Here is a 12985-nt window from a genome sequence, read left to right as displayed (position 1 = left end):
CTCTAGCCTATTAAATTGACGGTGAAAAGTAAGACTTATCCGCTATAGTAAGTCGTAATATCTAAGCATAATATCAAGCCGTAATACCAAACCGTAGACTTAAATGCTGAACAAGCAAACAAGCATCTTATGCTGTCTCTCCGTGGCGCTTAGTCACCTTACTACAGCCCTTGAATTGCCCAGGCTGTAATCTTGTTTAACCCTCTCAACCTTTCAGTCAAACTCCAGATATTTTCTTAATTCAAATCTTGATAATACATTCTCAGCATTGAACTTTTATGCTATATTTCGCAACAATTTTTCGTTGTTAGCTTAACAGCAACGGTCCACTATATAATGAAATTATCAAATCAGCTGGCACAGTGCCTTGCTCAAGATTTCGATAATGTAGGTATTATCTATGATGAAATTTGAAGGAAGCCATATCTTATCTGTATCGCAGTTCGATAGAGAGAGTATTTCCCGTATTTTAGAGATTTCAACCTTAATGGCGCCCTACGCCATGCGAAAAAAGCGTTGTCATGTGCTTGAAGGCGCAATATTAAGTAATTTATTTTTTGAGCCCAGCACCCGCACACGTGTTAGCTTTGGTACCGCCTTTAATTTACTGGGTGGCTTTGTCAGAGAAACAGTTGGACAAGAGAACTCTTCGCTTTCAAAAGGCGAGTCATTATTTGACACCGCCCGTGTTATTAGTGGTTATTCAGACGTGATTGCCATGCGCCACCCCACCATGCACTCGGTTGCTGACTTTGCTAAAGGCAGCAGTGTGCCTGTGATTAATGGTGGCGACGGCGCTAACGAACACCCAACACAGGCGCTACTGGATTTATTTACCATACAGTCAGAAATGGCGCGTTATGACATGGGGCTAGACGGCTTAAACATTGTCTTAATGGGCGATCTTAAACATGGTAGAACCGTGCATTCTCTGTCGAAATTAATTAGCTTATATAACAATATCAAAATCACTATGATTGCCCCTAAGGCTCTGCAAATGCCAGATAGCATAGTGGCTACCTTAACCAACGCCGGACACCAAGTGGTTATTACTGACAAAATTGAAGGCAATTTGGCCTGCGATGTTATTTACCAAACCCGTATTCAACAAGAGCGTTTTGCCAGTAAAGATGAAGCCGACTTATACCGTGGCCACTTTAGTTTGAATCGAAAAATTTATCAGCAATATTGTCACGAACATACGGTAATCATGCACCCATTACCGCGCGATTCTCGCGCTGAAGCGAATGAACTCGATATCGATTTAAATGACCTCGATAATTTAGCCATATTTCGCCAAGCGCAAAACGGTGTACTGGTACGTATGGCATTATTTGCCCTAAGTTTAGGGGTTGAAAACCAACTTAGCCATTATGAAAAGCCGGTAATTTGGCACACCAATAAATACTAATTTTAACCTCAATAGTTAGGTTACCTTAACAGCGAGTAGCATATTATGACAAAAAATTCTCAGCAATTATTTAATGCCGCCCAAGACATTATTCCTGGTGGCGTAAATTCACCGGTTCGTGCCTTTAATGGCGTAGGTGGCACACCACTGTTTATCAAGAAAGCTCAAGGGGCTTATATTTTTGACGTTGATGGTAAGCAGTATGTCGATTATGTTGGTTCATGGGGACCGATGATTTTAGGCCACAATCACCCAGCAATTCTGGCCGCCGTGATTGAAACTGCCCAGAACGGGCTTAGCTTTGGCGCTCCAACAGAACTCGAAATAACCATGGCTGAAAAAGTGCGTGAAATGGTTCCTTCAATGGAAAAATTACGTATGACCAGTTCAGGCACTGAAGCAACCATGAGCTCTATACGATTGGCCCGTGGCTTTACGGGTCGTGACAAAATATTAAAATTTGAAGGTTGTTATCACGGCCATGCCGACTCTTTATTGGTTAAGGCTGGCTCAGGCATGTTAACCATGGGCGTGCCAAGCTCTCCCGGTATTCCTGAAGATGTTGCTAAACACACGTTAACTGTTAGCTTTAATAACCTTGATGAAGTCAAACAAATTTTCGCTGAAATGGGTGATGAAATCGCTTGTATCATTGTTGAACCTGTTGCTGGCAATATGAACTGTGTACCACCGATCGAAGGTTTCTTGGAAGGATTACGCACCATTTGTGATCAATATAAAAGCCTGTTAATTTTTGATGAAGTCATGACCGGCTTTCGCATTGCTTTAGGTGGAGCCCAAGCTCACTACAACATAGTGCCTGATTTAACTACTTTAGGTAAAGTTATCGGTGGTGGCATGCCGGTAGGAGCTTTTGGTGGTAAAAAAGAAATCATGGATTACATTGCCCCTATTGGACCTGTTTATCAAGCGGGTACATTATCAGGCAACCCTATTGCTATGGCAGCAGGTTTGGCGACGTTAAATGAGCTATCTAAAGGTAATAAGCACGAACAACTCAGTGCTACGACAGAAAAGCTAGCAATGGGCTTAAAAGCCGCTGCAGAGCGCAATGGTATATCATTAGCGGTTAATTATGTTGGCGGTATGTTCGGTTTCTTTTTTACTGAGGAAGAGACCGTGACTTGCTTTGCTCAGGCAACCGCATGTGATGGTGAAAAGTTTAAACGCTTCTTTCATTTGATGTTGGATGAAGGCGTTTATCTTGCCCCTTCTTCATTTGAAGCCGCCTTTGTATCAACGGCACACGGTGAAGCAGAAGTTGAATTTACCTTAGCCGCAGCTGATCGTTGTTTCGCTCAACTGTAAACTTTACATTATCAAGCAGACAATAAAAAAGGTAAGCATAACGCTTACCTTTTTTAATGGTTAACAAAATTATAATATACTTAATTTTGCTTAATTTTTTACTACCGACAGGCTGGGCTTTTTCACTTTTGATGCTTGAGTGCTTTGCTGCTTAGCTGACGTTTTAGTCGTTGTCTTGCTATCTACTGCTTTGACTGAAGACATTTTCACCGGTGAAGGTAAAGGTTCCTCAGCAATAGTGCCTGGCTCAGGGTGCTCAATCGCTAGCGATGTGCCAGCACCATTTTCTTTGGCATAAATAGCCACAACAGCACCATAAGGTATGCTCATGTTTTCAAGCTTGCCGCCAAAACGTGCGCTAAGCTCGATAATTTCTTCACCCATGGCAATACTACCGACAGCTGACGGCGAAACATTTAACACGATTTGACCGTCATTAACATAAGACATAGGCACCATAACACCATAAACATTCACATCAACAACAATGTAAGGTGTTAAGCCGTTATCAAAAATCCAGTCATAAAAAGCCTTAACAACATAAGGCTTATTTGAGCTCATTTCACTTGTCATAGCTTACGACTTTATACTGGAGCGCCAAAGCGTAGTTCACGCTCAGACTCAGTTAATGCCGCTTGAAATGATTCACGTTCAAACACTCTTAACATGTAAGTTTTTAATTCTTTTGATCCTTCACCATCGAGCTCAATACCCATAACAGGTAAACGCCATAATAGCGGCGCTAAGTAACAATCAACCAAACTGAATTCTTCACTCATGAAATAAGGCGCTTCATTCAAAATAGGCGCAACACTTAACAAGCTTTCTTTCAATTCTTGACGTGCTTTTGCGGCTGCATCGGCTGGTCCACTGTAGATAATTTTAGCTAGGCTGTACCAGTCTTGTTCGATACGATGCATCATTAAACGGCTACGACCACGAGATACCGGGTAAACTGGCATAAGTGGTGGATGCGGAAAACGTTCATCCAAGTATTCGATAATAATTGACGCTTCATAAAGCGCTAATTCGCGATCAATTAACGTAGGCACTGTTCCATACGGATTTAAATCCAATAAATCCTCAGGTAAATCGGCTAAGTCAACCAAGTTAATGTCAACTCCGACACCTTTCTCTGCCAACACGATGCGGGTTTGATGACTATACATATCATCTGCATGCGAATATAAAGTCATAACAGAGCGTTTGTTTGCGGCGATGGCCATAATGCCTCCAAAAAATTCTTATTTAAAAAACTAACAAAGGGGGCCAAAGCCCCCAGTAATATCTAAAGTTTACACGGTTTCACAAAACATTTGTAATTAGTGTACATCTCTCCAGTATTCTTTCTTCAGTAAATAGGCAAAGAACAACAAGATAAAGAGGAAACCAATAACCCAATAACCTAGGCTTTCACGCTCAAGTTTATTTGGCTCACCGGTGTATTCCAAGAAGTTGGTTATATCACGAACAAAAGTATCATATTCTTCTGTTGTCATTGAACCGCCAGTAGCCTCAGAAAGATTACCGTGCTCATCTATTGTTTTAACACCTTGAAGGTTTTGTAATACATGTGGCATACCCACATCTTTAAAAACTTTATTGTTCACACCAAACGGACGACTTTCATCAACATAAAAAGATCGCAAGTAAGTGTAAATCCAATCAGGACTTCTAAAGCGTGCTTCAAGTGTTAAATCTGGTGGCGCGCCACCAAACCACTTAGCCGCATCTTTAGCTGGCATAGTATTGGTTATATGATCACCCACTTTTTCACCGGTGTACATATAATTTGCTAGGCCATCTTCATCAGAAATACCCAGGTCAGCAAAAGTGCGATTATAACGCTGATACTGCAACTGGTGACAAGCTAAACAATTATCAATAAAAGCTTCAAAACCACGTTTTAACGAGGCTTTATCACGTAAGTCATTATTAGCCTCATCTAATTGTATGCTGGGCCCAGCTGCCAAAGCGAGCATAGGAAGCACAGCTAAAATTGCTATAATAAATTTTTTCATTTTCCTGTCACCCTATCTGGAACTGGCTTCGTTTTTTCGTTTTTACTGTAAATCCAGATAGCCACGAAAAAGCCAAAGTAACCGAAACTTGCCACAACACCAATCATGTTATTCAGTGGCGATGCAGGTAAAGTACCTAAAACACCTAAAATAATAAAACAAATAGCGAATTGAACAAGGTTTACCGTATGAGCGGTACAACGGTAACGTATTGATTTAACCACACCACGGTCACACCAAGGCAACATGAACAAGGCGATAATCGCACCAAACATACCCACAGCGCCTAAAAGCTTATCAGGAATAATACGTAAAATGGTGTAGAAGGGACCAAAGTACCATACAGGTGCTATATGCTCTGGTGTTTTCAGGCCATTAGCCGGCTCAAAGTTTGGCGCTTCTATAAAGTAGCCACCACCTTCTGGCGCAAAGAACATAACCCCACAGAATATAATTAAGAAGATCACAATAGCGACCAAATCTTTAACTGTGTAGTAGGGATGAAAAGGTATGGCGTCAACAATGTCGTACTTCTTAGTGTACTGCTCATGAAAGGCAAATTTACTTAACTCTTCGGGAGCCACACTACCTTTAGGCTTTTTAATATTAGTGCCGTCTGGGTTGTTTGAGCCCACTTCATGTAGCGCTAAAATATGTAGGAAAACTAACACGACCAGCACTAATGGCAAGGCAATAACATGTAAGGCAAAGAAACGATTTAATGTCGCTCCTGAGATAACATAATCACCACGTATCCACAGCGTTAAGTCATCACCAATAATCGGAATAGCACCAAAAATGGAGATAATGACTTGCGCTCCCCAATATGACATATTACCCCAAGGTAATAAGTAGCCCATAAAGGCTTCAGCCATTAGTACCAAGAAAATCAGCATACCAAACAGCCACAATAATTCACGAGGTTTTTGGTAAGAGCCATACATCATGCCACGGAACATATGCATGTAAATAACAACAAAAAATGCTGATGCACCCGTTGAGTGCATATAACGTAATAACCAACCGTAGTCGACGTCACGCATAATATACTCTACAGAAGCAAAGGCACCTTCACCTGATGGTTCGTAGTTCATTGTTAACCAAACACCCGTTAACAATTGGTTGACTAAAACAACACTCGCTAAAATACCAAACACATACCAAAAGTTGAAATTTTTTGGTGCTGGGTATTGTGTAACATGCTTGTTTATTGCTTCCATTAAAGGTAGACGCTGTTCGATCCAATCCATTAATTTAAAAGACATTATGCTTCTCCTCCAGACACACCAATGAGTAAGGTATCTTCATTTGGGAAAGAGTGTTCAGGCACCATCAAGTTAGTCGGTGCTGGGACATTTTGGAAAACACGACCGGCCATATCAAATTTAGAGCCATGACAAGGACAGTAAAAACCGTCTTTAACACCAGCAACTTCCTGATCAAAATCACCTTTGCGGTAAGTTGGTGCACAACCTAAATGTGTACATACACCCAGTGCCACCAATAAATCAGGTTTAATCGAGCGATGTGCATTCATCGCATAAGCAGGTTGTTGTGGCACTTCTGATTGTGGATCTTTTAATTGGTCATCATGTGTACTTAAACCAGAAAGAATTTCTTCTGATCTACGTACCACATACACTGGTTTACCGCGCCATTCAGCACGAATTAATTGACCAGGCTCTATTTTGCTTACATTGACTTCTACTGGCGCACCTGCGGCTTTCGCACGAGCACTAGGGTTCCAAGAACCAATGAAAGGCACAGCCACACCGACAACACCAATACCACCGACTACCGAAGTAGCTGCAGTCAAAAAGCGTCGACGACCGTTGTTAACAGGCGCATTGCTCATTCAAACTCTCCAATTATTATCTAGCTAATACAACAACACATGACTAAGAGGATTACCTAGTAATTGTGTAGATTGTTGATCTACTAAATCAACGATAAAAAAATTGCTCTGATAATAAAGAAAACCCTCGTTTTTTACAAGGCAATTAACCTTTTTCAAGACAGGTTTATGCAAATAAAAGTCAATTATTATAACCACACACTAAGTGAATAAAAACCATTCGTATTTAGATTTTTTTAACTTGCAAGTTGCCATAAAATGGCGGTCAGTTTTAAGTATTTAACTGGCTATTAAAAAGAAAAAGCACCACGCTGTTGGTTAAAAGTTTACTTGTAGGCTGGGGATGTTTGCCATCTTGGCGACATGATCACTGAGCTAAAAGTGACCTTGCACCTTAAAGCTCATTTGTTGATTAAAGTACACAGATACATTACACCCATGGAGTAAAATTCAATCCGGATAATGGCGATAAATAGTCACATTCTCATGGCTATGGTTATAGTTATAGCTCCAGACTAAGCATAAGTACCTACATCCCTGCAGGTAATGCGCTTAATGGAGGCTTACATGGCAGTAAACCGTTAAAACAACACATGAGCATATTCTTGAGTAATAGCTCGCGTATATGCTCGTTCACAACGTATTAGCTTATTATGTTGCGCATTGGCATAGTGAACAGTTGATTTATCGTTTGGGTACAGAGCACTTTGCTACAGAATAAGTGATATATAACACCCAGAAAATTTTGCCATCGCCGCACTTTCACATCGACGTGCATGAATGCACGAGTGCCATAAAGCCATGCTCTTATAGGGATATAAGACTAATCTCATTAATTTTTTGTTCATTTCACTAAGTTAAAATAAGCGGATAGTTAATCCATTTAGTATCAGTCATTAGGGTAATGCAGGAGCAATTACCGAGATGGCTAAGAACGACCCTATAATCGTGAGATAGCCGGTATTTTTGACATAAAAAAACCGGCAGAAGCCGGTTTTTGAAATAACATAACGTAAATATTAACGTTTTGAAAATTGTGGCTTTTTACGAGCCTTGTGTAGACCAACTTTCTTACGTTCAACTTTACGAGCATCACGAGTAACGAAACCAGCATTACGTAGAGCACCACGTAAAGTTTCATCGAACTCCATTAATGCACGAGTAATACCGTGACGAATTGCGCCAGCTTGACCAGAAATACCACCACCTGTAACAGTGATGTTAAAATCAAACTTTTCTAACATTTCAACTAAGTCTAATGGTTGACGAACAACCATACGAGCCGTTTCACGGCCAAAGTATACAGAAATGTCACGTTTGTTAATTGTGATTGCACCGTTACCAGCTTTCATGAACACACGAGCAGTTGAGCTCTTGCGACGACCAGTACCGTAATATTGATTATCAGCCATGACTTACAGCTCCAAAAGTTGTGGTTGTTGTGCAGTATGTTTATGTTCAGTACCCGCGTAAACTTTAAGCTTACGGAACATTTCACGACCTAAAGGACCTTTAGGTAACATACCCTTAACTGCGAATTCAATAACGCGCTCTGGAGCTTTTGCGATTAGCTTTTCAAAACTAATTTGCTTAAGACCACCAACAAATTCTGTATGCGAGTAGTAAATTTTACCCTTCGCTTTATTACCAGTTACTTTTACTTTCTCAGCATTGATAACAACGATGTAATCGCCAGTATCTACATGAGGAGTAAATTCTGCTTTATGCTTACCGCGCAAACGGCTTGCAATTTCAGTAGCGATACGGCCTAAAGTTTTATTTTCGGCGTCCACTAAGAACCATTCGCGTTGTACGCTCTCTGGTTTAGCTACAAAAGTTTTCATTAAAAAACCCAATTATATAAATGTTACTTAAATAATAACCTAAGAAAACCTCAAGTTATCCGTTAAAGACTACGCCATTGCCCCTTCGAGCATCGAGTCCGTTGCCGGTCCTCTGGAAAAAGAACAGGCTTTGTAACGTAGGGAAGCCGGATTATACAGAACAATAAGCAAAAGATCACGCCTAATCATTGATCTTTCTTTATAAGCCAAACGAAATTAACAAAAAGTGCTACTCGTGCTGATTAAACGCTTCATTCAACTGTGATTTACTCATTTTCAATCTACTTAACTGCAATTTTACATAACTCATAGTATGAGCTTCAATGCGCTGATATAGCTCAGGATAAAGCGCTCTAATTTGCCTTAATGCTGATATTGTTGCTAACTTGTAGGCATACGTTGCCGATAAACTGGCGGCCTGGGCATAACTTGCTCGCCAAAGCTCGTCAGGTAATTTTTTACCTTTTACTTCGCTATACGCCTGAGTTATTTCTTTCATCAGTAAATGGTTATATTGATAGCTACCGCTAAGAGCAGAAAATGCACTGATTGCCTTTTCATTTTGTTGTATCATGGCATAAATTTCTGCATCTATGATGTGAGCAAATGCTTGTTGGCGTTTAATAAAGGCCGCAAAAAAATGCTGATTAACCACACGCATTGAAAATAAATCAGCTTGCCATGCTTTAAACTCGGTTTGATCAGTTAGTTGCCAAGGTACTATAGGCAAATCATCAGACGGATACTGTTGTGATATTGTCTTAGCATGCGCACATAAATCTGCACTGATTTCAGGGTGATATTGCTGAATTATTCTCAGTCGTTCTGTATAAGCATAGGCGTATACTCTGCTAAAAATTTGGTAATACAACTTATTACTATCTTGCAATATCAGTTTAGCGTTTTCATCAATTAGCTGATGATTTATTATCGCTTGATCAATAATGACTTGATTCACTAAGGTAAATCCGGCATTAATCGCGTGCTTTACCGCTTGAGTATTTTCCTCGCACGCGCTATTAAATAACTGAGCACGCCATATCAAATGCTCACTCTGCCACATAGTCAAAATAGCTTTTGGCAGATATGCTTCTGTTATTTTGACTGATTTCCTAAAAGGATTATCAGTGACCCCAGCAAATACATTTAACGACACTAGCGCCATGAATATGACGCTAAAGCTAACAACCCGCTTGTTAATCATTTTTTATAAACTCCTTTTCAATATAAAAACAACTTATGATGTTTTACTCATAAAAACATTAATTATGGTAAATGCTCACTCGCTAAATAACTGTGTGACTGCATTTCTTGCAGCCGACTTAAACACCGCTTGAATTCAAAGCTTAAACGACCGTTAACATATAAACACTCTAAAGCGACTTCTGCCGAGATGATTAATTTAACATTGCGCTCATAAAATTCATCGACTAAGGCAATAAATCGCCGTGTACTGTCATCATTATCAACGCCCATTTGCGTAACATTAGCCAGTAATACCGTATGATATAAACGGCTTAGTTCCATATAATCGCTCTGACTACGCGCAGACTCACACAAGGTTGAAAACTCAAAGTGCACCACGCCATCTGATTCCTGAACACTGGGTAATGGGCGATTATTAATTTCAATAACCTTGTCTTTTTGACCCGCTTCAAGTGACAAGCTTTGAAAGTAATGCCTTAAATTGTCATCAGCTTGTTGATCCAAGGGAAAATGGAATATTTCTGCTTGCTCCAAAGTACGAAGACGATAATCGACACCGCTATCAACATTGATAATATCGCAACATTGATTAATTAACTTTATTGCCGGCATAAAACGTTCACGTTGTAAGCCATTGCGATATAGGTCATCTGGAATAATATTTGATGTCGCCACAAGCGTGACATTGTGGGCAAATAATTCTTCAAATAAAGTCCCTAAAATCATCGCATCGGTAATGTCTGAAACAAAAAACTCATCAAAGCAGATAATGCAGGTTTCATCGGCAAAACGTTTAGCAATAATTTTTAGTGGGTCAGATTGCCCTTGAAGCAATTTTAACTCTTCATGCACACGATGCATAAAACGGTGGAAATGCACGCGCATTTTATTAGAAAAGGGTAAACCATCATAAAAGGTATCAACCAGATAGGTTTTACCACGCCCAACACCCCCCCAAAAATAAATGCCCTTTATCTGCTTAACTTCGGGTTTTTTTACCACGCGCTTCCAGCGATTGAGCACCTTTTTAAAGCCCGTTACCGGTAAAGGTTGAGTCATTAAATCGTCGTACAAACGTTGTAAATTTTTAACTGCATTTTCTTGTGCCGCGTCAAAGAGAAAATCATCGCGGGTTAAATCTTGTGTGTATTTTCCAATTGGAGATAATTTGATCATTTAACTGCCATTTAATTAATACTGACTTTATTTTTTATAACGTTTAAGCCAACTCAGCTTGAAATATTTTTTTTTACAAATATATTCATTAGGTAAGTAGCGTGAAGCACGTTATATTAAATTTATTGAAGCTTATTTTCTCTAATTTTTTCCATGAATACAATGAAGGTAAAGAAATATGAATGTTGTTTTAGGGCTCGGACTATTTATCGTTGGCGCAATTGTCGGTTTTTTTGCTAACAGAACGCTTTTCTCATCGGCACAAGAAACACAAAAACTTGCGACTAAAGCCAGTCAAAGTGAAGCAGAATTAGCACGATATAAACTTGACGTAGCAGACCATCTTGCAAACTCCGCCAATTTACTTGAGCAAATGAACAGTACCTGCCAAGTTGCTATGGCTCAAATGGCGCAAAGCACCCAACTGTTGCAACAAGTAACCCCTGATCATATTGAAAGTATGCCCTTTTTCTCTAAAGAAACCCAAGAGCAATTAGCGGAAACGGTAAATTTACGACACGACAAAAATCTTCGCAAAAATGACGAAACAACATCAGAGCCTCCGTTAGATTATTCCGGCGCGCCCAGTGGCTTGTTTAATGATAAGAAATATAGTGCTACAAATGCTGAAAAAAATAATTAGGAACTAATCTTTTTATTGCAGGTCTTTAATTGAGTGACCCAACAGGTTTGTTTAACTGATTTATGTAACTAAACAATCCTGTTGCTTATACATACTTTAATTAGGAGTTTTCTGTTACATGAAGAATTTATCAGTTTTAATCAATATTGTCTTACTTTCCTCAACGATTGCCATGGCAAGTTTACCCGCACAAGCCAAATTACCTCAATCGTTCAATGGGCAAAATATGCCTAGCCTTGCACCCATGTTAGAACAAGTAACACCGGGAGTTGTGCTCATTTCAGTTCGTGGCACCCATGAAGTTGAACAGCGTGTGCCAGAAGCTTTCAAATTTTTCTTTGGTAACCCCCGCCAAGGTCAAGGCCAAAGCCAACAAAAAGAACGACAGTTTCGGGGTTTGGGCTCAGGTGTCATTCTTGACGCTGACAAAGGTTACATTGTCACTAACAGCCATGTGATTAACGATGCTGACGAAATTCAAATTACGCTAAAAGATGGTCGCCAACTTGATGCTAAAAAAATTGGTGGTGATGAAGCCAGCGATATCGCTTTATTACAGATAGTAGCGGATGACCTGGTTGCAGTAAAAATCGCAGACTCTGACACCATACGTGTGGGTGATTTTGCGGTTGCTATAGGTAGCCCATTTGGCTTAGGACAGACGGTTACCTCTGGTATCGTCAGTGCCCTAGGTCGTAGCGGCCTAAACGTTGAAAACTACGAAGATTTCATTCAAACCGATGCCGCGATTAATAGTGGTAATTCAGGGGGTGCCTTGATCAACTTACGTGGTGAGCTTATTGGTATCAACACCGCCATTTTAGGTCCTAACGGTGGCAATGTCGGTATTGGTTTTGCTATTCCAAGTAACATGGTACAAAACTTGGTTAATCAAATTATTGAGTTTGGCGAAGTACGACGCGGCGTTTTAGGTGTTGCCGGTCGCAGTGTAACCAGTGAAATTGCTAAAGCAATGGAACTTGATATTAATCAAGGCGGTTTTGTCGAACAAGTCATGCCAGATTCAGCCGCTGATGAAGCCGGTATTCGTGCCGGTGATGTTATTATTAAAGTTAACGGTAAAATGATTAAAACCTTTAACGCACTCAGAGGTAAAATTGGTTCAATTGGCGCTGGACAAACGGTAAAAATTACCGTGATCAGAAAAGACGGTAAAGAAAAAACCTATGACGTTACTTTGAAAAAAGCTGACATGGCTAATATTGAAGCCGCGAGTTTACATCCCATGCTTGATGGTGCTGAGCTAGAAAATAACAGTCAAGGTAATGGTATCAGTGTTGCTGAAGTTGCTGAAAACAGCCCTGCTGCTGCCGTGGGTTTACGCAAAGGTGATGTTATTAATGGTATTAATCGCCAACCCATTAATAACATTGGTGAACTACGTAGTTACTTAAGTGATCATAAGGGCGTTTTTGCACTGAATGTTCAGCGTAACAATACGTCATTGTTCTTGATGATCCGCTAATACTATCACCTTAA

At 40.1% G+C, this 12985-nt stretch carries 13 protein-coding genes; 4 read left to right on the top strand and 9 right to left on the bottom strand.

Going from position 1 to position 12985, the window contains the following annotated elements; all coding sequences use genetic code 11:
* Positions 1-400 precede the first annotated feature (400 nt).
* Together H4J41_RS05880 and hemL are read left to right on the top strand one after the other, a co-directional pair.
* Positions 401-1411: an aspartate carbamoyltransferase gene (locus H4J41_RS05880; protein WP_220460999.1), complete on the top strand. Its 1011-nt coding sequence runs from the start codon at positions 401-403 to the stop codon at positions 1409-1411.
* 45 nt (positions 1412-1456) lie between these two features.
* Complete coding sequence (gene hemL / locus H4J41_RS05875) at positions 1457-2740, top strand: glutamate-1-semialdehyde 2,1-aminomutase (protein WP_182136665.1); 1284 nt, start codon at positions 1457-1459, stop codon at positions 2738-2740.
* A gap of 90 nt (positions 2741-2830) precedes the next feature.
* Here hemL and H4J41_RS05870 read toward each other — a convergent pair whose 3' ends face one another.
* The 9 genes from H4J41_RS05870 to zapE form a co-directional block, all read right to left on the bottom strand.
* Complete coding sequence (locus H4J41_RS05870; protein ID WP_259364539.1) at positions 2831-3313, bottom strand: ClpXP protease specificity-enhancing factor; 483 nt, start codon at positions 3311-3313, stop codon at positions 2831-2833.
* 11 nt (positions 3314-3324) lie between these two features.
* Entirely contained in the window at positions 3325-3966 is a 642-nt protein-coding gene (gene sspA / locus H4J41_RS05865) for a stringent starvation protein SspA (RefSeq protein ID WP_182136666.1), read from the bottom strand.
* Positions 3967-4062: 96 nt separating this feature from the next.
* Positions 4063-4761 carry a cytochrome c1 gene (locus H4J41_RS05860; RefSeq protein WP_182136667.1) on the bottom strand — a complete coding sequence of 233 codons (699 nt, stop codon included), beginning with the start codon at positions 4759-4761 and terminating at the stop codon, positions 4063-4065.
* Positions 4758-6026 (bottom strand): cytochrome bc complex cytochrome b subunit, encoded by a 1269-nt coding sequence (locus H4J41_RS05855; RefSeq protein ID WP_182136668.1) that lies wholly within the window; start codon positions 6024-6026, stop codon positions 4758-4760. Before H4J41_RS05855 ends, H4J41_RS05860 begins: the two co-directional genes overlap by 4 nt.
* Positions 6026-6616, bottom strand: coding sequence for a ubiquinol-cytochrome c reductase iron-sulfur subunit (gene petA, locus H4J41_RS05850; protein ID WP_182136669.1), 591 nt, complete (start codon positions 6614-6616; stop codon positions 6026-6028). Before petA ends, H4J41_RS05855 begins: the two co-directional genes overlap by 1 nt.
* A 1019-nt stretch (positions 6617-7635) precedes the next feature.
* Positions 7636-8028 carry a 30S ribosomal protein S9 gene (gene rpsI, locus H4J41_RS05845; protein WP_182136670.1) on the bottom strand — a complete coding sequence of 131 codons (393 nt, stop codon included), beginning with the start codon at positions 8026-8028 and terminating at the stop codon, positions 7636-7638.
* A gap of 3 nt (positions 8029-8031) precedes the next feature.
* Positions 8032-8460: a 50S ribosomal protein L13 gene (gene rplM / locus H4J41_RS05840; RefSeq protein WP_182136671.1), complete on the bottom strand. Its 429-nt coding sequence runs from the start codon at positions 8458-8460 to the stop codon at positions 8032-8034.
* Between the two features lie 229 nt (positions 8461-8689).
* Entirely contained in the window at positions 8690-9664 is a 975-nt protein-coding gene (locus H4J41_RS05835) for a hypothetical protein (protein WP_182136672.1), read from the bottom strand.
* Positions 9665-9726: 62 nt separating this feature from the next.
* Entirely contained in the window at positions 9727-10842 is a 1116-nt protein-coding gene (zapE, locus tag H4J41_RS05830) for a cell division protein ZapE (protein ID WP_182136673.1), read from the bottom strand.
* A 178-nt stretch (positions 10843-11020) separates the two neighbouring features.
* Between zapE and H4J41_RS05825 the strand changes: the two genes are divergently transcribed.
* Together H4J41_RS05825 and H4J41_RS05820 are read left to right on the top strand one after the other, a co-directional pair.
* Positions 11021-11485, top strand: coding sequence for a YhcB family protein (locus H4J41_RS05825; RefSeq protein WP_182136674.1), 465 nt, complete (start codon positions 11021-11023; stop codon positions 11483-11485).
* Between the two features lie 118 nt (positions 11486-11603).
* Positions 11604-12971 (top strand): Do family serine endopeptidase, encoded by a 1368-nt coding sequence (locus H4J41_RS05820; protein WP_182136675.1) that lies wholly within the window; start codon positions 11604-11606, stop codon positions 12969-12971.
* Positions 12972-12985 lie beyond the last annotated feature (14 nt).

It is taken from the genome of Colwellia sp. MB3u-45 (assembly GCF_014077005.1).
Classification (GTDB): Bacteria; Pseudomonadota; Gammaproteobacteria; order Enterobacterales; family Alteromonadaceae; genus Cognaticolwellia.
The sequence above is the reverse complement of the archived record's forward strand: the minus strand, read 5'-3'. Positions and strand labels throughout refer to the sequence as shown.

Excerpts from the sequence above, each read along its gene's own strand:
- H4J41_RS05880 (WP_220460999.1), top strand. The coding sequence starts at position 401 with ATGATGAAATTTGAAGGAAGCCATATCTTATCTGTATCGCAGTTCGAT.
- hemL (WP_182136665.1), top strand. The coding sequence starts at position 1,457 with ATGACAAAAAATTCTCAGCAATTATTTAATGCCGCCCAAGACATTATT.
- H4J41_RS05870 (WP_259364539.1), bottom strand. The coding sequence starts at position 3,313 with ATGACAAGTGAAATGAGCTCAAATAAGCCTTATGTTGTTAAGGCTTTT.
- sspA (WP_182136666.1), bottom strand. The coding sequence starts at position 3,966 with ATGGCCATCGCCGCAAACAAACGCTCTGTTATGACTTTATATTCGCAT.
- H4J41_RS05860 (WP_182136667.1), bottom strand. The coding sequence starts at position 4,761 with ATGAAAAAATTTATTATAGCAATTTTAGCTGTGCTTCCTATGCTCGCT.
- H4J41_RS05855 (WP_182136668.1), bottom strand. The coding sequence starts at position 6,026 with ATGTCTTTTAAATTAATGGATTGGATCGAACAGCGTCTACCTTTAATG.
- petA (WP_182136669.1), bottom strand. The coding sequence starts at position 6,616 with ATGAGCAATGCGCCTGTTAACAACGGTCGTCGACGCTTTTTGACTGCA.
- rpsI (WP_182136670.1), bottom strand. The coding sequence starts at position 8,028 with ATGGCTGATAATCAATATTACGGTACTGGTCGTCGCAAGAGCTCAACT.
- rplM (WP_182136671.1), bottom strand. The coding sequence starts at position 8,460 with ATGAAAACTTTTGTAGCTAAACCAGAGAGCGTACAACGCGAATGGTTC.
- H4J41_RS05835 (WP_182136672.1), bottom strand. The coding sequence starts at position 9,664 with ATGATTAACAAGCGGGTTGTTAGCTTTAGCGTCATATTCATGGCGCTA.
- zapE (WP_182136673.1), bottom strand. The coding sequence starts at position 10,842 with ATGATCAAATTATCTCCAATTGGAAAATACACACAAGATTTAACCCGC.
- H4J41_RS05825 (WP_182136674.1), top strand. The coding sequence starts at position 11,021 with ATGAATGTTGTTTTAGGGCTCGGACTATTTATCGTTGGCGCAATTGTC.
- H4J41_RS05820 (WP_182136675.1), top strand. The coding sequence starts at position 11,604 with ATGAAGAATTTATCAGTTTTAATCAATATTGTCTTACTTTCCTCAACG.